Here is a 17,704-nt window from a genome sequence, read left to right on the forward strand (position 1 = left end):
ATGAGCGAGCGAGACACCGGCGCCGCGGCCGAGGCCGCGGCACGCGCCCCCGGACAGGACTTCATCCGTCAGCGCATCAGCGCCGACGTCGCGGCCGGCAAGAACGGCGGCCGCGTGCACACCCGCTTCCCTCCCGAGCCGAACGGCTACCTGCACGTCGGGCACGCGAAGTCGATCTGCCTGAACTTCGGCGTCGCGCAGGAGTACGGCGGGCTCTGCAACCTGCGCTTCGACGACACCAACCCCGTCAAGGAGGACGTCGAGTACGTCGAGGCGATCAAGCGCGACGTCCGCTGGCTCGGCTTCGACTGGCAGGACCGCGAGTACTACGCGTCCGACTACTTCGAGCAGCTCTACGAGTACGCGGTGCAGCTCATCCGCAAGGGGCTCGCCTACGTCGACAGCCTGTCCGCCGACGAGATCCGCGAGTACCGCGGCACGCTCACCGAGCCGGGGCGCAACAGCCCGTACCGCGATCGCTCCGTCGAGGAGAACCTCGATCTCTTCGCGCGCATGCGCGCCGGCGAGTTCGAGGACGGCGCGCACGTGCTGCGCGCCAAGATCGACATGGCGTCGCCGAACCTGAACCTGCGCGACCCGACGCTCTACCGGATCCGCAAGGCGAGCCACCACCGCACCGGCGACAAGTGGTGCATCTACCCGATGTACGACTTCGCGCACGCGCTGTCGGACGCGATCGAGGGCATCACGCACTCGCTCTGCACGCTCGAGTTCGAGGATCATCGCCCGCTCTACGACTGGTTCATCGAGAACCTCGACGTGCCGAGCCGGCCCGTGCAGATCGAGTTCGCGCGCCTGAACCTCACCTACACGGTGATGAGCAAGCGCAAGCTCCTGCAGCTCGTGCGCGAGGGGCACGTCAAGGGCTGGGACGATCCGCGCATGCCGACGCTCGCCGGCATGCGTCGGCGCGGCGTGCCGCCCGAAGCGCTGCGCGACTTCTGCGCGCGCATCGGGCTCGCGAAGAAGGACGCGACGATCGACATCGGCCAGCTCGAGTTCTCGATCCGCGACGAGCTGAACCGCACCGCGCCGCGCGTGATGGCGGTGCTGCGTCCGCTGCGTCTCGTGATCGAGAACTGGGAGGAGGGCCGCGTCGAGGAGGTCGAGGCGGTGAACAACCCGGAGGATCCGTCCGCCGGGACGCGCCTCGTGCCGTTCTCGAAGGTGCTGTGGATCGAGCGCGACGACTTCATGGAGAACCCGCCGAAGAAGTTCTTCCGCCTGTCGCCCGGCGCCGAGGTGCGGCTGCGCTACGCCTACATCGTCAAGTGCACGGGCGTCGTGAAGGACCCCGCGACCGGCGAGGTCACCGAGGTGCGCTGCACGATCGATCCCGAGACCAGGAGCGGTCTGCCGGGCGCTTCACGCAAGGTGAAGGGCACGATCCACTGGCTGTCGGCGGCGCACGCGGTGCCGGTCGAGGTGCGGCTCTACGACCGCCTGTTCCGCAGCGAGAAGCCGGAGGAGGCGGGCTCGTTCCTCGACGATCTGAACCCGAACTCGCTCGAGGTCGTCGAGAGCGCGTTTGCCGAGCCGTCGGCTGCGGCGGCGCCCGTCGGCAGCCGCTTCCAGTTCGAGCGTCTCGGCTACTTCGCGGTCGACCCCGACACGACGCCCGAGCGGACGGTGTTCAACCGCATCGTCACGCTGCGCGATACGTGGGCCAAGATCGCACAGTCCGCACAGTCGCAGTGAAACGTTGCGCTTGACGCGCTGACCGCAGCGGGCGCCTCCAGCGCGGGGCGCCCGCTGCAGCCCACGCGGAACGTGGCGCGGGCCGTCGGATCCGTTGGGCTGCGACAGGCCTCCGGCGACCCACTGCCCGTCGTGCTCGGCCACGCGGTCGACGCCGCCGCTCACCACGGAGACGCCGGCCATTGCCATGTTCCCGAAGCCTCCCCCGATCGAGGAGTCTGCGCCGTACGCGTCGTCGTGCTTGCCGCCGCACACCGTCGATCCCTGGCCGGCGGCATGGTTGTCCTCCCCTCCGACGACCACGGCCCAGCGGCCGGGCACGCGGTTGTCCTCAACGCCGACGATCGCCGCGCCTTCGCCGCGCGCGTCGTTGTTGGTGCCGCCGACGACGACCGAGTGCGCTCCACGCACGTCGCTTCCCCACGAGCCGATCGCCGCGGCGTGTGGGGCGGTCACCTCGTTGAAGCGCCCCGACACGATCGCGCCGTAGCTCGTGTACTCGTCGTACGAGCCGAGGACGAGGTTGTGCGAACCGTTGGGCAGCTCGTCGCTCTGCTCGTTGTAGCCGATGATCACGTTGCCGGTGCCGTTGGTCGGGCCGGCGTGGAGCCGCTGCCGCTCACCACCTGCAGGTTGACGCTGCTCAGGCGCAGGGTCTTGCCCTCGTCCGCGAGCTCGAGGGCGGCGAGCAGCTTCTGCAGCGCGGTGAAGGAGCCGAGCTGGATCTCGGTCGGGCGACAGCGGTCGGCGCGCACGACGAGGTTGCGTGCCTTGCCGCGCTGCCGGATGCAGACGAGATCCTCCGCGGCCGACGCTGCCGTCGCGAGCGACACCACTGCGCCCAGGGCAGCCACGGGACGAATTCGAAGAGACGCCATCCGTCTGTCCTGCAAGCGACAAGCAACTCTTTGGGGACGGCCTTGCAGAGCCCGGTCGCGCGCGACGCGCGTGCCCGGGAACGCAGCTTCAGCCTTTGCGCGGCGCTCGCGCCGCGAGCGCCGCGCGGATCTCTTCGTGCCGCTCGCGCGACAGCGGGAACTTCCGCACGACGAGCAGCGTCGCGACGAAGAACAGCGCCGGCAGCGGACCCCACGCGAGCTTGAGCAGCAGCACGGTCTCCGCGGACTGCTGCTCCTGGCCGGGCACGTAGCCGAGGTAGGGCAGCAGCACGCCGGCGAGCGCGATGCCCACCGCACCGGCGAGCTTCATGGTGAGCGTCCACACGCCGAAGAACGCTCCCTCGCGGCGGCGTCCCGAGTCGAGCTCGTCCTCGTCGAACACGTCGGCGACGATCGCGAGCGGCAGCACGTAGCCGCCGACGCCGAGCCCGGCGAGGACGATGAACGCGAACATCGCCGCGATCGGCCAGCTCGGGTTGACCAGCGGCGAGACGCACAGGCTCAGCACGCTCCACACGAGGCACGCCGCGAACGACAGGTTCTTGCCGAAGCGCGCGGCCGCGGCACCCCAGAACGGGAAGCTCACCGTCGCCGCGAGCAGGTAGAGGGCCACGACGAGCCCGGCCTCGCGCGGCATGCCGAACGCGTCGCGGAAGACGTAGAGCGAGAACGCCTGGTTGATCGACGAGCCGCAGACCGCGAGCGCGGTTCCGGCGAGCACGATGCGGAACGAGCGCAAGCGCAGCGTCGCACGCAGGTCGGCGAGCAGCGCGCGCAGGCTCGCGCTCTCCAGCTGCGCGGGCGGCGGCGGCTCGCGCGTGCCGAGAAACGCGACCACGCCCGCGACGAGCATCAGCGCGGCGAGCGCGATGCCGGCCGTCGCGTAGCCTTCGCGTCCGCTGCCGAGCGCGGCCGCGAGCGCGAGGAAGCCGCCGCCCCCGAGCAGCAGACCGAGGTTGTGGAACACGGCGCGCACCGTCACGACGCGCGCGCGCTCGCCGTAGTCGGTGCTGAGCTCCGCGCCGAGCGCGAGGTAGGGCGTGGTGTAGAAGCCGAAGAAGATGTCGAACAGGAAGAGCGCGCCGACCAGGTAGACGAACACCTCGCGCGGCGTGCCCGCGGGCGGCATCCACAGCGCCGCGAAGCAGATCGCGAGCGGCACGATCATCGCCGCCATGTACGGTCGGCGCCGGCCGAAGCGCGTGCGCGTGCGGTCCGACAGCCAGCCGGTGATCGGGTCGTTGATGCCGTCCCACACGCGACCGAGCGCGAGCGCGGCACCGACCATCGCGGGCGGCAGCAGCGCGACGTCGGTGTAGAACGGAAACAGCACCACGCTGAGCGACGCGAGGCGCGCGCCGACCGGCAGCTCGCCCGCGCCGTAGAGCAGCTTGCGCGCGACCGACAGGCGCTCCGGCGCGGCGGCGGAGCCGGCGCGGGCGGCGGTCGTGGCCGGCGCGCTCTCGCGCGCGCCACGGACGAGGGTGGCGGGCTCGCTGGTCACGGCCCTCCACGCTGGCGTGCGGACCGAGCCGCGGCAAGGAGATCGGGGCGAAAGGTCGAAAGCCCGCCCGGTCCGGATCTTCGTCGCGACGCGCAGGGGGCAGGGCGCGGTACGGCGTTGGGGGCGCGGCCTCCAAGGTGAGAGCGTCCGTGGCGCCGCGTCCGAGGCACGAGCGCCGGTGGCGCGAGCGTCCGCCGCAGGAGCGTCCATGCGACCGCCGTCTGCGGTCGCGTCATCCGTTCCGCGGCAGCGCGACCGGCTCGGCGGGTCGCCGCCGTCAGCGGCCGTCGCCGCGTCCGCAGTGCTCCGCGAGCCAGCGCACGACCAGCTCCTCGGCCCAGTAGCCCGGCCGCCGCGGGTGGCGCCCGGCGACGAACCCGCAGTGCCCGCCGCGCGGCGTCACCACCAGCTCGACCGCCGGCGACGCCGCGTCGCGAACGTCGTCGAGCACGCGGCTCGGCAGGAACGGATCGTCCTGCGCGCTGATGCACAGGGTCGGCGTCGTGATGCGGTCGAGGTAGCGCAGCGAGCTCGAGCGCCCGTAGTAATCGGCGGCGCCGGCAAAGCCGTGCAGCGGCGCCGTCGCCGCGTCGTCGAAGGGCTCGAAGTCGCGCGCGCGGCGCGCGCGCTCGAGGTCGACGCGCTCCGCGACCTCGGGGAAGCGGCGCGCGAGCCCGGCGATCTTGGCATACAGCGTCGGCAGGAAGTGCCGCGTGTAGAGCCGTCCGATCCGGCACGCCAGGTGGCGCGCGCCGGCCGAGAGGTCGTACGGCACGGACACGGTCGCCGCGGCGCACACCAGACGCTGCTCCGGATTCTCGCCGAGCCACTTGAGCAGCACGTTGCCGCCGAGCGACACGCCGGCCGCGACGATCGGCGTCTCGGGCTCGCGGCGCGCGAGCTCGCGCACGACGTGGTCGAAGTCGCTGGTCTCGCCCGAGTGGTAGAGCCGCGGACGATCGTTCGGCAGCCAGCGCGTGACGTCACGCGGGTCGCGCGCGCACGACCGGAAGTTCAGCACGGTGCCGCGCAGCCCGGCCGCGCGCGCGAGCATCATCATCCCCTGCGCGTAGACCGAGTACGAGCTGCCCTCGAGGCCGTGCAGCAGGACGAAGCGCGGCGACCCGGGCGGGCCGTCGACGTGGTCGAGCACGAGCTGATCGCCGTCGGGAGCGGCGAGGATCTCGCGCTCGAACGACACCAGCGTGCGCGGGCGCGTGAACTGCCCCCACACCGTCTGCAGGTGCGGTCCGGGCAGCCACCACGCGCCGCGGAAGGTGGTGTGGAGCGCGCGCGCCTGGCGGACTAGTCCTGATTCTGGAGCGCCGCCCGCAGGTACTCGCGCCGCAGCGCCGCGATGTTCTCGATCGAGATCGACTTGGGACACGCCGCCTCGCACTCGCCGTGGTTCGAGCAGTCGCCGAAGCCTTCCTCGTCCATCTGCTGCACCATGGCAAGGACGCGCTGGGTCCGCTCGGGGTGGCCCTGCGGCAGCAGCGCGAGGTGACGCACCTTGGCGCCGACGAACAGGTGCGCCGCCGCGTTCGGGCAGGCCGCGACGCAGGCGCCGCAGGCGATGCAGGCGGCCGAGTCCATCGCGGCCTCCTGCACGTGGCGCGGCACCGGGATCGAGTTCGCCTCGGGCGCCGAGCCGGCGTTCACCGAGACGTAGCCGCCGCGCTGGATGATGCGGTCGAACGCCGAGCGGTCGACGATCAGGTCCTTGATGACCGGGAACGAGCGCGCGCGGAACGGCTCGACCACGATGGTCGCCCCGTCCGGGAACTCACGCATGCGCAGCGAGCAGGTGGTGATGTTCGGCACCGGCCCGTGCGCGCGACCGTCGATGACCACGCCGCAGGTGCCGCAGATGCCCTCGCGGCAGTCGCTCTCGATCGCGATCGGCTCCTGGCCCTTCTTGAGCAGGTGCTCGTTGAGCTGATCCATCATCTCGAGGAACGACATGTTCGGATCGATCCCCGAGATCTCGTAGTCGACGAGCTTGCCGGCGGCGGAGCCGTTCGGCTGCCGCCAGATCTTGAGCTTGTACGACCGCGTTCCCTGTCCGTTCTGCGCGCTCATTTGTAGTTCCGTACAGCCAGGTGGACGTTCTCGAATTTGAGCGGCTCACGGTGCAGCCGCGGCTTGCCGAGGTCGCCCGTGTACTCCCAGGCCGCGACGTACGCGTAGCGCTCGTCGTCGCGGATCGGCTCGCCCTCCGGGGACTGGTGCTCGACGCGCAGGTGGCAGCCGCAGCTCTCGTCGCGCGCCAGCGCGTCGATCGCGATGAGCTCGGCGAGCTCGAAGTAGTCGGCGACGCGGCCCGCCTGCTCGAGCACCTGGTTGATGTCCTCGCCCCCTTCGAGCTGGACGTTCTCCCAGAACTCCTCGCGCAGCTCGCGGACCTTCTCGATCGTCGTGGCGAGGCCGCTCGCGCTGCGCTCCATGCCGACGTGGTCCCAGAGGAGGCGTCCGAGCTGCCAGTGGAGCTCGCGCGCCGTCTTCTTGCCCTTGAGGGAGAGGAGCTTCTTCACCCGCGCGCGCACGCCCTCCTCGGCCTCGGCGAACGCCGGGTGGTCGGTGCTGACCTTCCCGGGCTGCTGACCCGCGAGGTAGTTGCCGATCGTGTAGGGCAGGATGAAGTAGCCGTCGGCGAGGCCCTGCATGAGCGCCGACGCGCCGAGCCGGTTCGCGCCGTGATCGGAGAAGTTCGCCTCGCCGATCGCGTGCAGACCGGGGATCGTGGTCATCAGGTTGTAGTCCACCCAGAGGCCGCCCATCGTGTAGTGCGGCGCCGGGTAGATGCGCATCGGGACCTCGTACGGATCCTCGTTGGTGATCTCGTGGTACATCGCGAACAGGTTGCCGTAGCGGTCCGCGATGCCCTCGCGACCGAGCCGCTGCAGCGCCTCCGCGAAGTCGAGGTAGACGGCGCGACCGGTGGGACCGACGCCGTAGCCCTCGTCGCACATGCGCTTCGCCGCGCGTGAGGCGACGTCGCGCGGCACGAGGTTGCCGAACGCCGGGTACTGCCGCTCGAGGAAGTAGTCGCGCTCCGACTCCGGGATCTGGTTGGGCGGCCGCGTGTCGCCCTTCTTCTTCGGCACCCAGATGCGGCCGTCGTTGCGCAGGCTCTCGCTCATCAGCGTGAGCTTCGACTGCCACTCCGCGACCTGCGGGATGCAGGTCGGGTGGATCTGCATGAACGACGGATTCGCGAAGTACGCGCCGCGCTTGTGGCAGCGCCAGATCGCGGTCGCGTTGGAGTTCACCGCGTTGGTCGACAGGTAGTAGACCGTCGAGTAGCCGCCGGTCGCGACCACCACCGCGTCCGCGGCCCAGCGCTCGATCTTCCCGTCGACCAGGTTGCGCGTGATGATGCCGCGCGCGTGGCCGTCGACCAGGACGAGGTCGAGCATCTCGCGGCGCGGGAAGAGCTTGACGCGTCCCGCGTTCACCTGGCGCATCAGCGCGCCGTAGCAGCCGAGCAGGAGCTGCTGACCCGTCTGGCCGCGCGCGTAGAACGTACGCGACACCTGCGCGCCGCCGAACGAGCGGTTGTCGAGCAGACCGCCGTACTCGCGCGCGAACGGTACGCCCTGCGCGACGCACTGGTCGATGATGTTCACCGACAGCTGCGCGAGGCGGTAGACGTTGGCCTCGCGCGCGCGGAAGTCGCCGCCCTTGACGGTGTCGTAGAACAGGCGCCAGACGCTGTCGCCGTCGTTCTTGTAGTTCTTCGCGGCGTTGATGCCGCCCTGCGCGGCGACCGAGTGCGCGCGGCGCGGGCTGTCGTGGATGCAGAAGTTGAGGACGTTGTAGCCGAGCTCCGCGAGCGACGCGGCGGCGGAGCTGCCGGCGAGGCCCGTCCCGACGACGATGATGGTGTACTTCCGCTTGTTCGCCGGGTTGACGAGCTTCATCTCGAAGCGGTGGCGATCCCACTTCGTCTGGATGTCGCCACCCGGGACCTTCGAGTCGAGCGTCCCGTCACGAACTTCGATTTGACCGATCGCGGGAGCGTTCATGGCTGCACCGACGCGACGCCCGCCGTCGGGAGGGGCGTGAAGAGGTAAACGTAGAGCGGCAGGACGAAGAAGCCCACCGCGATCACGATCGCGAACACCAGGCCGACCGAGAACGCGAGCGGACGCACGCGCGGGCCGAGCGCGCCGATCGACTGGAACGCGCTCCAGAAGCCGTGCCGCAGGTGAAAGCCGAGCAGCGCCATCACGGCCATGTAGAACGCGACCCAGAACGGCTGCTTGAAGGTCTCGACCACGATGCGGTGTAGGTCCCAGACCCGCTGCCCGTTCAGATCGGCGACGTAGCCCTGCGCCTCGCCCGGACCGAAGCGGAACTGCCAGAGGTGGATGATCAGGAAGACGAGCAGCACGAGGCCCGTCCAGATCATGGTCCGCGACGCGATGGTCTGCTTGCTCGCCGCGCCCTTGCTGCGCGACACGGTATAGCGGGTGTCGCGGGCGCGCTGGTTGTCGCGCCACACGGTGATCGCGCTCACCGCGTGCAGGATGAACACCGCGGCGAGCCCGAGCTCGATGACGATCAGCAGACCGCCGAGGCTGTGGGTCGTTGCGGCGTAGGCGTTGAGCGCGTCCTTACCGGCGAAGATCGTCAAGTTGCCGGCCAGGTGCGCGACGATGAAGAGCAACAGCAGGACGCCGGTCAGCCCGTTGAGCAGCTTTTTTCCGACCGACGACCAAGGACGAAAGCGCGGCGTTTGCATGAGGGAATCTCCCCACTAGCGATTGCGATCATAATTGCAATTCATCGCCGGGAAGTCATCCCACGACGCCGCGTGGTGACGTGTAGTTGTCTAACGTTGCCCATAAGCGCGGATACGAGTCGGCGCGGGGCGAGCCCGCGCGGGCCGTCCGTGGCCCGCGCTCTCGCACCCGCGCCGACGTGCCCCGCGCGTCAAGCAGCGTTGACGGCGATCTTCTTCCGCTGGCTCGCCGCCGTCTTGGGCAGCGTGACGGTGAGGACGCCACGCTTGAACGACGCCTGCACCTTGTCCGGGTCGATGCCCCGCGGCAGCGGGATGGAGCGGTGGAAGGAGCCGTAGGACTGCTCGCGACGGTAGTAGTCCTTCTCCTTCTCCTCCTTCTCCTCGCGACGCTCACCCTTGATGGTCAGGACGTCGTCGCTCAGCGACACCTCGATGTCCTTCTCGTCCACGCCCGGAAGCTCGGCGGAAACCTGGATCTCGGTGTCGGTCTCCGACACGTCGAGACGCGGCCGGAAGCTACCGAGGTCGTGCGTCCAGTCGAACGGCTCGAGCCCGAAGCCGTCGAAGAACCGTTCGAAGAGCTCGTTGATGTCGCGCTGAAGCGCTGCGAACGGCGAGTCGACGTCGCGACGGACCGGCACGTTCTTGCGTCCCGGACGCCAGTGCACGAGATCCCTGATTGCCATCACCCTCTCTCCTTTCCGGGGATAGCCCCCTCTTCGCTTCGTTCGTTCGTTTCGCTTTCGAGATAAGTCCGCTCGGAGGTCCTTCAAGGGTGGGCGAGCGGGCTTTCGTCCAGGTTTCGCGCGGGTTCGCGCGACAAGCACACGGTTGGGATCACGCCCCGCGCGGACGCGTCGGCACGCGCATCGGCAGGCGCAAAGGGCGAGCGGCGGGACGCGTCCGCCGGACGCCGGCGGCGCGCGAGAGCGTCCGGCCGCGCGCGTCAGGCGAGGGTGGCGAGCGCGATCGTCCCGGCCGCGCGCGTCAGACGACGGTCGCGCCGCCGTCGGCGGCGATCACCTGACCGTTCACGTACGACGCGTCATCGCTCAGCAGGTGGCAGGCGAGGTCGCCGATCTCGTGCGGCTCGGCGATGCGCCGCAGCGGGATGCCGCGCGTCGCCCGGCGGGCGCTCTCCGGGTCGTCGTAGGCGCCGCCCACCATCGGCGTCCGCGTGAGCCCCGGGCAGACGCAGTTCGCGCGCACGCCTTGCTCGCCGTACTGGAAGGCGACGAGGCGGGTCAGCGCGACGACGCCGCCCTTGCTCGCCGTGTAGCCGGAGCCGAAGCCGTGCCCGCGGAGCCCGGCGGTCGACGCGACGGTGACGATCGCGCCGCGCGTCCCGTGCGGACCTCGCGGGGCGCGTAGAAGGTGCGGCAGCGCATGCTTGACGAAGAGGAAGGTCCCGATGAGGTTCACCGCGAGCGTCTGCTGGAAGGTCTCGAGGGCGACCTCGGCGACCGGCCGCAGGTCGTCCGGCAGGAAGACGCCCGCGCTGGTGACGAGCCCGCCGACGCCGCCGAGCTCCGCCGCCGTGCGCTCGATCGCGGCGCGCACCTCGTCCTCGCGGCTCACGTCGGCGGCGATCGCGAGCGCACGCGCGCCGCTCGCGCGCAACACCCGCTCCACCTCGCGCGCGAGCTCGAGGTTGCGGTCGACGATCGCGACCGCGGCCCCCTCGCTCGCGAGGCGCTCGGCGGCGGCGCGGCCGATGCCGCTCGCGCCCCCGGTGACGATCACCGTGCGTCCTGCGAGTCCCTTCATGCCGACGAGCCTCCTCGCGGCTCCGCGGCCGCGTCGCCGCGCGCCCGCGCGAGTACGGCGCACATCGCGTCGCCCGCGCGCCGCGCCACCTCGAGCGGTGGCCGCGCCGCGAGCTCCTTCGACCACACCTCGACGCTGATCGGCGCCGCGCAGCCCGCCGCGTCGAGCTCGCGCAGGAGACCGACCAGGTCGAGCTCGCCCTCGCCCGGCAGCAGCCGGCGCTCGAGCGTCGCGCTCATGTAGTCCGGCTCCGGGCCGTCGACGAGCGGCGAGTCGCAGAGCTGCAGCGCGAGGATCCGACCTCCGGGGACGGTGCGCAGCAGCTCGCGGCCGCCGGCGGTGCGCGCGAGGTGCCAGGCGTCGACCAGAATGCCGCCGTTCGGGCGGTCGGCGGCTTCGACGATCCGCGCCGCGGTCGCGAGGTCGACGCGCGAGCCCGGCCAGAACTCGAGGTGGAGCAGGAGATCGAGCGCCGCCGCGCGGTCGCAGAGCGCGGCGAACGCTGCCGCCGCCGCCTCGACGGGCAGCGGCTCACCGGGGCCATCGACGACGCTGATCGAGCGCGCGCCGAGCGCCTGCGCGAGGGCGAGCATCTCGTCAGCGCGCACCTGACGCCGTCCGAGCTGCGCGCCCGGTCGCCAGTCGCCGAGCGCCTCCATCTCGGCGACCACGAGCCCGTGCTCGTCGAGCAGCGCGCGCAGGTCGTCGTCCGTAAGCCCTTCCTGCTCGCGGGCGCGGACGACGTCGCGGACGCGCACCGAGATGGCGGCGAAGCCGCCCGCGCGCGCCGCCGCGACGCGCTCGCGGAAGGTCGCGTTCGGGATCGTGCCGGCGGACAGCACCAGGTCGTCGCGACCCAGCGTGCGGCGCGGCGGTCGCTGCATCGCCGCACCGTCCCGCGGCGGCGCGGTCGCTGTCAAGGCGCGTGCCGGCGCGTGCGGGGCGCGGTCCGTGGGCGCGTCTCGCGCCTCGCGGCGCGCCGGAGCTTTGTTGCAAAGGCCCCCGCCAAGCCGTATGACCACAGACCGCGGCGGGAAACGGGCCAACCGTCGACGCCCGGTCAGACGTCGCTTCCAAATTCAAAGTTTGGGTGCTCGATTGGCCGGGGAGAAGCCGCTGCGGATTTGTCTGCTCACCTACCGAGGCAACCCGCGCTCGGGTGGGCAAGGCGTCTACGTCAAGCTCCTCAGCCGCGAGCTCGCCGCGCTCGGTCACCAGGTCGACGTGTGGAGCGGACCCCCGTACCCCGAGGTCCCCGACGGCGTCCGCCTGGTCAAGGTGCCGAGCCTCGACCTCTGGAACGAGGCGGCGCTGCTGCGACGCCCGTCGCTGCGCGAGCTGCGTGACCCGATCAACCTCTCGGAGTACGCGCGCACCGCGCTCGGCGGCTTCCCGGAGCCGCTGACCTTCTCGCGCCGCGTGGCGCGCCGCTTCCGGCGCGAGTCGCTCGAGCGGCACTACGACATCGTGCACGACAACCAGTCGCTCGGACCGGGCCTGCTGCGCGTGAAGAACTGCCTGCCGGTGGTCGCGACCATCCACCACCCGGTGACGATGGACTTCCGCATCGCGCTGCGCGCCGCGAAGACGCCGCTCAAGCGCTACGGGCTCAAGCGCTGGTACAGCTTCCTGCCCGTGCAGCAGCGCGTGTCGCGACGGCTCGACCGCGTGCTCACGGTGTCCGAGGCGTCGGCGCGCGACCTGCAGACCGAGTACGGCATCCGCGCCGACCGGCTGCGCGTCGTCGGCAACGGCATCAACCTCGACGTCTTCCAGCCGCTGCCCGGCATCGAGCGCCGTCCCGACCGCCTGATCACGACGCTCTCCGCCGACTCGCCGCTCAAGGGCTTCTCATTCCTGCTCGATGCGCTCGCCGAGCTGCGCAAGACGCGTCCGACGCTCGAGCTGACGGTCATCGGGCAACCCGGCGTGCGCTCGCAGACCAGCGCCCAGGTCGAGCGGCTCGGCCTCAAGGAGGTCGTGCACTTCACCGGGCGGGTCGAGGCGGAGGACATCGCGCGCAGGTACGCCGAGTCGACGATCGCCGTCGTGCCCTCGCTCTACGAGGGCTTCGGCTTCCCGGCGGGCGAGGCGATGGCGTGCGAGGTTCCGGTCGTGTCGACGACCGCCGGCGCGCTGCCCGAGGTGATCGGCCGCGACGGCCGCGCCGGCGTGCTCGTCGAGCCGGGCTCGGCGGAGGCGCTCGCGCGCGCGATCGGCGAGCTGCTCGACGCCGCGCCGGAGCGCCGCCGCGCGATGGGCGAGGCGGGGCGCGCCCGGGTCACGTCGTTGTTCACCTGGCGCCGTGCGGCGGAGCGCACGGTCGAGTCGTATCGCGAGGCGATGCAGGAGCGAGCGGCCGCTCGATGCTGACCGTCGAGCTCGAACGCTTGCCGCTCCGGCCGGGCAGCCGGGTTCTCGACGTCGGCTGCGGCGGCGGGCGTCACATCCGGGCGACGCGTGCGCTCGACGGCGTCGCCGCGATCGCGCTCGACCGCGGCCGCAAGGAGGTCGACGAGACCGCGGCCTCGCTGCGCGAGCTCGATGCGCTGCCGCCGGAGGCCGGCGGGTCGTCGCCCAGCGCGGGCCCGTGGGCGGCGATGCAGGGCACGATCTACGACCTGCCGTTCGCCAATGGCGCGTTCGACTGCGTGATCCTCTCCGAGGTGCTCGAGCACCTCGAGGACGACGAGCGCGCGCTGCGCGAGGTGACGCGCGTGCTGCGTCCGGGCGGCGTGCTCGCCGTGTCGGTGCCGCGCACGCTGCCCGAGGCGGTGTGCTGGGCGCTGTCGCGCCGCTACCGCAACACGCCGGGCGGACACGTCCGCATCTACCTGCGCTCGACGCTCGAGCGCCTTCTCGAGCGCTGCGGCTACCGAGTCGTCGCGCGCCACTTTGCCCACGCGCTGCACTCGCCGTTCTGGTGGCTCAAGTGCCTCGTGGGCGTCGATCGGCAGGATGCGCTGCCGGTCGCGCTGTACCACCGCTTCCTCGTCTGGGACCTGATGCAGCGTCCGCGCATCACGCGGCTTCTGGAAGCGGCCCTCAACCCGCTGATCGGCAAGAGCCTCGTGCTCTACGCCGTCAAAGGATGACGCGCATGCGCCGAGCCGTGAAGCGTAGGTCGAGCCGGGGTCCGCTGACGCAAGCCGAGATCGAGCAGACCGGCGCGTGGATCGCATCGCAGCAGCGGCCGAGCGGCGAGATCCCCTGGTGCCGCGACGGCAAGACCGATCCGTGGGACCTCGTGCACGCGGCGATGGGCTTGACGGTCGCCGGCCGGTACGAGGAGGCGATCGCCGCGTTCCGCTTCCTCGCGCGCACGCAGAACGAGGACGGCTCGTGGCCCGCCGAGTGGCGGGGCGAGATGGTGAGCAACGCGACGCGTGAGACCAACCACGCGGCGTACCTCGCGACCGGCCTCTGGCACCTCTACCTCGCGCGGCAGGACGTCGACTTCCTCGCCGAGATGTGGCCGACGCTCGACGGCGCGATCGACTTCGTCGTCCGCATGCAGGAGCCGTGCGGCGGCATCGCGTGGGCGCTCGATCCGCAGGGACGTCCGTGGCGCGCGCCGCTGCTCACCGGCACGTCGTCGATCCACGGTAGCCTGGTGTGCGCGGTGCGCATCGCCGAGCGTCTGCAGCACGACCGTCCGGCGTGGCGTCGCGCGCGCGAAGCGGTCGCGCGTCTGTTGCGCTGGAACCGCGAGCGCTTCGAGCGTCCGGATCTGCCCGAGCCGCAGGGACGGCACTCGATGGACTGGTACTACCCGGTCCTCGGCGGCGCGCTGCGCGGGCGCGCGGGCCGCGAGCACCTGCTGAACGCCGAGCAGAACGCGGCCTTCATCGAGGAGGGCGTCGGCTGCCGCTGCGTCAAGGACCGTCCCTGGTACACGGTCGCCGAGAGCTGCGAGCTGGCGCTCGCGCTCGACGCCGTTGGCTTGACGGTGCGCGCGCGCCAGATCGTCTCCTGGATGAGCGCGCTGCGCACGGAGGAGGGCGGCTACTGGACGGGCACGACGCACCCCGACCGCATCCTCTACCCCGAGGGCGAGCAGACGACGTGGACCGCGGCGACCGTGCTGCTCGCGCACGACGCGCTCGCCGGCGAGGGCGCGACGCGCACCTTTTTCCGCGACCTCGCGGGCGACGACCTGGGCGTGGTCGAGCCGCTGCCCGCGCCGCGTCCGAGCGTCGAGCGTCCGCGCGTCGATCGCCCGGGCGTCGAGCGGCCGGGCGTCGGCGAGCACGCGGAGGTCGCGAGCGCCGTGCACGGCGACGACGGCGATCCGGCGTTCGGCTGACGCGCGAGCTGGCCTTCGCTCCGCCCGCCCGGGTGGCGCCGCCGCGCGCGCTCGAAATCCCGCGGCGATTCTGCTTCCGATGAGCCAGCGTGCTGACCCGGCTGCGGCTCAGGAACTTCAAGGCGTGGCGTGACTCGGGCGACATCCGCTTCGCGCCGCTGACCGTCCTGTTCGGCACCAACAGCGCCGGCAAGACGAGCATCCCGCAGCTCCTGCTGCTGCTGAAGCAGACCGCCGAGTCCGCGGATCGCCAGCGCGCGCTGCACTTGGGCGACGCGCGCTCGCTGGTCGACGTCGGAACGTTCGAGGAGGCGGTGCACGGGCGCGACGTCGAGCAGCCGCTCGAGCTTGCCCTCGACTGGACGCTCGCGTCGTTGCTCGAGGTGCGCGATCCGCTGTCGGATCGGGTGTACGCGGGCAATCAGCTTTCCTTTCGCGCGCGCATCGGCGCCGACGAGCGACGTCAGCCGCGCGTCGAGTCGTTCGCCTACGAGCTGCGCCGCGATGGCCTGCTCGAGCTGGATCTCTCGCTCGAGCGGCGGCGCGAGGCCGGTGGAGGCGGTTCGCGCGAGCGTCCGGAGTACGAGCTCGGCTCGCCGTCGTCGCGCTACCCGCTCGCGCGCCGTCGAGGACGCGAGGGCGCGCTGCCGGCGCCGCTTCGCTTCTACGGCTTCCCCGACGAGGTCGCGGCGTACTTCCAGAACGCGACCTTCGCCGCGGACTTCGTGCTCGAGCTCGAGCGCCTTCTGAAGAGCATCTTCTACGTCGGGCCGCTGCGCGAGTACCCGAAGCGGCTCTACCTGTGGTCGGGCGAGGCGCCCGAGCACGTCGGCACGCGCGGCGAGCGGGCGATCGAGGCGATCCTCGCGGCGAGCGAGCGCTCCTTCACCTGGAAGGACGGGCAGGAGGCGAAGAGGCTTCCCGTGCTGGTCGCCGAGCGGCTGCGCGCGATGGGGCTGATCCACGACTTCCGCATCGAGCCGCTCGGCGAGCGGCGCAACGAGTACGACGTGCTCGTGCAGACGAGCCCGGGGCTGCCGCACGTCAAGCTCACCGACGTCGGCTTCGGCGTGAGCCAGATCCTGCCGGTGATCGTCGAGTGCTTCTACGTGCCGCGTCGCTCGATCGTGCTCTTCGAGCAGCCGGAGGTGCACCTGCACCCGCGCGTGCAGGCCGACCTCGCGGACCTGTTCGTCGACGCGATCCGCGCGCGCGAGAGCGGCGCCCGCCGCGACTGCCAGTTCGTGATCGAGAGCCACTCGGAGCACTTCCTGCGCCGGCTGCAGCGTCGCATCGCCGAGCAGGAGATCGCGCACGACGACGCCGCGCTCTACTTCATCCACGGCGACGTGTCGGGCGCGCGGCTCGAGGAGCTCGACGTCGACCCGTACGGCAACATCCGCAACTGGCCGCCGGGCTTCTTCGGCGACGAGATGGCCGACCTGGTCGCGCGCAGCGAGGCGCAGGCGCGGCGGATGTCGGAAGCGACCGAGTGAACGAGCTGCCGCTTCGCTGCGTCGTCGACACCAACGTGCTCATGACGGCGAACGGCGCGAATCCCGCCGTGTCGGCGGAGTGCGCGGCGCGCAGCGCGAGCGCGCTCGCCGCGGTGATGGCCTCGGGGCACGTGTTCCTCGACAGCGGACGACGGATCCTCCGCGAGTACGGCGCGAACCTCGACGGCGCCGCACCCGGACCCGGCACCGCCTTTTACAAGTGGCTCTTGACGCACGAGTGGAACGAGCGGGCGGTGACGCGCGTGCGGATCACCAGGCTCGCCGGCGACGAGGAGCGCTACCTCGAGCTTCCCGAGCCCGACGACGGCACGGTCTACGATCCTTCCGACCGCAAGTTCCTCGCCGTCGCCGCGGCCGATCCCGAGCACCCGCCGATCCTGCAGTCCTTCGACAGCAAGTGGTGGGGCTGGCGCGACGCGCTCGCGAAGCTCGGCGTCGTGATCCACTTCCTGTGCGCGGACGAGATCGCGCGGAAGTACGCGGAGAAGCACTCGGAGAGCCATCCGGAGGACGGCGGATGAGCGAGCCGTTCTTCCGCTTCCCGCGCACGCCGCACCTCGCCTGGCTCGGCTCCGGTCAGCCGCGCGACGACAAGGTGCTGTCGTCCGAGGAGGCCCGTGAGTTGCTCGACGGCGAGGTCGTGGTCGAGGAGAAGATCGACGGCGCGAACCTCGGCCTCTCCGTCGATGCACACGGACGCCTGCGCGCGCAGAACCGCGGCTCGTACGTGGCGCGCGAGCGTTCGGCGCCCCAGTTCAAGCACCTGTTCGCGTGGCTCGACCAGCGCGCGAGCGAGCTGGTGGACGCGCTCGCGCCGGACCTCATCCTGTTCGGCGAGTGGTGCTACGCGGTGCACGCGATCCGCTACACGCGGCTGCCGGACTGGTTCATCGCCTTCGACGTCTACGACCGCGCGCGCGGCGAGTTCTGGAGCGTGCCGCGGCGCGACGCGCTGATCGAGCGGCTCGGGCTCGCGCTCGTGCCGCGCATCGCGAGCGGACGGTTCGACCTCGAGGGCTTACGTCGCCTGCTCGGACCGTCGCGCTTCACCGACGGTCCCGCCGAGGGGATCTACGTGCGACGCGACGAGGGCGACCATCTGCGCGCGCGCGCGAAGCTCGTGCGCCCCGAGTTCACGGCGGCGATCGGCGAGCACTGGTCGCGCCGGACGCTCGAGCGCAACCGGCTCGCCGTCGAGGCGCCGAGCGCGCCGCCGCGCACGCGCTGAGCGAGCCCAGTCGG

At 71.5% G+C, this 17,704-nt stretch carries 16 protein-coding genes; 7 read left to right on the forward strand and 9 right to left on the reverse strand.

What is annotated here, in order from left to right:
• Window positions 1–1,719, forward strand: a complete 1,719-nt coding sequence (locus VIS07_03855) for a glutamine--tRNA ligase/YqeY domain fusion protein (GenBank protein HEY8514632.1) — start codon at window positions 1–3, stop codon at window positions 1,717–1,719.
• Window positions 1,720–2,291: 572 nt separating this feature from the next.
• On the opposite strand, the gene VIS07_03860 is transcribed toward VIS07_03855, so the two are convergent.
• The 9 genes from VIS07_03860 to VIS07_03900 all read right to left on the reverse strand — a co-directional run bounded on the left by VIS07_03860 (window position 2,292) and on the right by VIS07_03900 (window position 11,523).
• On the reverse strand, window positions 2,292–2,573 hold the full coding sequence (locus VIS07_03860; GenBank protein ID HEY8514633.1) for a hypothetical protein: 282 nt from the start codon (window positions 2,571–2,573) through the stop codon (window positions 2,292–2,294).
• Window positions 2,574–2,685: 112 nt separating this feature from the next.
• Window positions 2,686–4,122 (reverse strand): MFS transporter, encoded by a 1,437-nt coding sequence (locus tag VIS07_03865; protein HEY8514634.1) that lies wholly within the window; start codon window positions 4,120–4,122, stop codon window positions 2,686–2,688.
• 277 nt (window positions 4,123–4,399) lie between these two features.
• Window positions 4,400–5,356 (reverse strand): alpha/beta fold hydrolase, encoded by a 957-nt coding sequence (locus VIS07_03870; GenBank protein ID HEY8514635.1) that lies wholly within the window; start codon window positions 5,354–5,356, stop codon window positions 4,400–4,402.
• Window positions 5,357–5,427: 71 nt separating this feature from the next.
• The gene (locus VIS07_03875; GenBank protein ID HEY8514636.1) at window positions 5,428–6,204 is read right to left on the reverse strand and encodes a succinate dehydrogenase/fumarate reductase iron-sulfur subunit; all 777 of its coding nucleotides are present in this window, start codon (window positions 6,202–6,204) and stop codon (window positions 5,428–5,430) included.
• Complete coding sequence (locus tag VIS07_03880; protein HEY8514637.1) at window positions 6,201–8,150, reverse strand: fumarate reductase/succinate dehydrogenase flavoprotein subunit; 1,950 nt, start codon at window positions 8,148–8,150, stop codon at window positions 6,201–6,203. The genes VIS07_03875 and VIS07_03880 overlap by 4 nt, the downstream gene beginning before the upstream one ends.
• Complete coding sequence (locus tag VIS07_03885) at window positions 8,147–8,869, reverse strand: succinate dehydrogenase cytochrome b subunit (protein ID HEY8514638.1); 723 nt, start codon at window positions 8,867–8,869, stop codon at window positions 8,147–8,149. The genes VIS07_03880 and VIS07_03885 overlap by 4 nt, the downstream gene beginning before the upstream one ends.
• 191 nt (window positions 8,870–9,060) lie before the next feature.
• The gene (locus VIS07_03890) at window positions 9,061–9,558 is read right to left on the reverse strand and encodes an Hsp20/alpha crystallin family protein (protein ID HEY8514639.1); all 498 of its coding nucleotides are present in this window, start codon (window positions 9,556–9,558) and stop codon (window positions 9,061–9,063) included.
• Between the two features lie 301 nt (window positions 9,559–9,859).
• A complete protein-coding gene (locus tag VIS07_03895) occupies window positions 9,860–10,639 on the reverse strand; it encodes an SDR family NAD(P)-dependent oxidoreductase (protein ID HEY8514640.1) in 780 nt (259 codons plus the stop codon).
• On the reverse strand, window positions 10,636–11,523 hold the full coding sequence (locus VIS07_03900) for a sugar phosphate isomerase/epimerase (protein HEY8514641.1): 888 nt from the start codon (window positions 11,521–11,523) through the stop codon (window positions 10,636–10,638). The genes VIS07_03895 and VIS07_03900 overlap by 4 nt, the downstream gene beginning before the upstream one ends.
• 214 nt (window positions 11,524–11,737) lie before the next feature.
• Here VIS07_03900 and VIS07_03905 point away from each other — a divergent pair, with 214 nt between their 5' ends.
• From VIS07_03905 to VIS07_03930, 6 genes are all read left to right on the forward strand, one after another.
• Window positions 11,738–13,012: a glycosyltransferase family 4 protein gene (locus VIS07_03905; protein HEY8514642.1), complete on the forward strand. Its 1,275-nt coding sequence runs from the start codon at window positions 11,738–11,740 to the stop codon at window positions 13,010–13,012.
• Window positions 13,006–13,734, forward strand: a complete 729-nt coding sequence (locus VIS07_03910) for a methyltransferase domain-containing protein (GenBank protein ID HEY8514643.1) — start codon at window positions 13,006–13,008, stop codon at window positions 13,732–13,734. The genes VIS07_03905 and VIS07_03910 overlap by 7 nt, the downstream gene beginning before the upstream one ends.
• A gap of 5 nt (window positions 13,735–13,739) precedes the next feature.
• Window positions 13,740–14,945, forward strand: a complete 1,206-nt coding sequence (locus tag VIS07_03915) for a prenyltransferase/squalene oxidase repeat-containing protein (protein ID HEY8514644.1) — start codon at window positions 13,740–13,742, stop codon at window positions 14,943–14,945.
• 89 nt (window positions 14,946–15,034) lie between these two features.
• A complete protein-coding gene (locus tag VIS07_03920) occupies window positions 15,035–16,441 on the forward strand; it encodes a DUF3696 domain-containing protein (GenBank protein ID HEY8514645.1) in 1,407 nt (468 codons plus the stop codon).
• Entirely contained in the window at window positions 16,438–16,983 is a 546-nt protein-coding gene (locus VIS07_03925) for a hypothetical protein (GenBank protein ID HEY8514646.1), read from the forward strand. Before VIS07_03920 ends, VIS07_03925 begins: the two co-directional genes overlap by 4 nt.
• Complete coding sequence (locus VIS07_03930; protein HEY8514647.1) at window positions 16,980–17,690, forward strand: RNA ligase family protein; 711 nt, start codon at window positions 16,980–16,982, stop codon at window positions 17,688–17,690. Before VIS07_03925 ends, VIS07_03930 begins: the two co-directional genes overlap by 4 nt.
• The last annotated feature ends 14 nt before the right edge of the window (window positions 17,691–17,704 follow it).

The sequence above is a fragment of the Candidatus Binatia bacterium genome (genome assembly GCA_036563615.1).
GTDB lineage: Bacteria > Desulfobacterota > Binatia > UBA12015 > UBA12015 > DATCMB01.

Excerpts from the sequence above, each read along its gene's own strand:
- VIS07_03855 (HEY8514632.1), top strand. The coding sequence starts at position 1 with ATGAGCGAGCGAGACACCGGCGCCGCGGCCGAGGCCGCGGCACGCGCC.
- VIS07_03875 (HEY8514636.1), bottom strand. The coding sequence starts at position 6,204 with ATGAGCGCGCAGAACGGACAGGGAACGCGGTCGTACAAGCTCAAGATC.
- VIS07_03880 (HEY8514637.1), bottom strand. The coding sequence starts at position 8,150 with ATGAACGCTCCCGCGATCGGTCAAATCGAAGTTCGTGACGGGACGCTC.
- VIS07_03885 (HEY8514638.1), bottom strand. The coding sequence starts at position 8,869 with ATGCAAACGCCGCGCTTTCGTCCTTGGTCGTCGGTCGGAAAAAAGCTG.
- VIS07_03890 (HEY8514639.1), bottom strand. The coding sequence starts at position 9,558 with ATGGCAATCAGGGATCTCGTGCACTGGCGTCCGGGACGCAAGAACGTG.
- VIS07_03895 (HEY8514640.1), bottom strand. The coding sequence starts at position 10,639 with ATGAAGGGACTCGCAGGACGCACGGTGATCGTCACCGGGGGCGCGAGC.
- VIS07_03900 (HEY8514641.1), bottom strand. The coding sequence starts at position 11,523 with ATGCAGCGACCGCCGCGCCGCACGCTGGGTCGCGACGACCTGGTGCTG.
- VIS07_03910 (HEY8514643.1), top strand. The coding sequence starts at position 13,006 with ATGCTGACCGTCGAGCTCGAACGCTTGCCGCTCCGGCCGGGCAGCCGG.
- VIS07_03915 (HEY8514644.1), top strand. The coding sequence starts at position 13,740 with ATGCGCCGAGCCGTGAAGCGTAGGTCGAGCCGGGGTCCGCTGACGCAA.
- VIS07_03930 (HEY8514647.1), top strand. The coding sequence starts at position 16,980 with ATGAGCGAGCCGTTCTTCCGCTTCCCGCGCACGCCGCACCTCGCCTGG.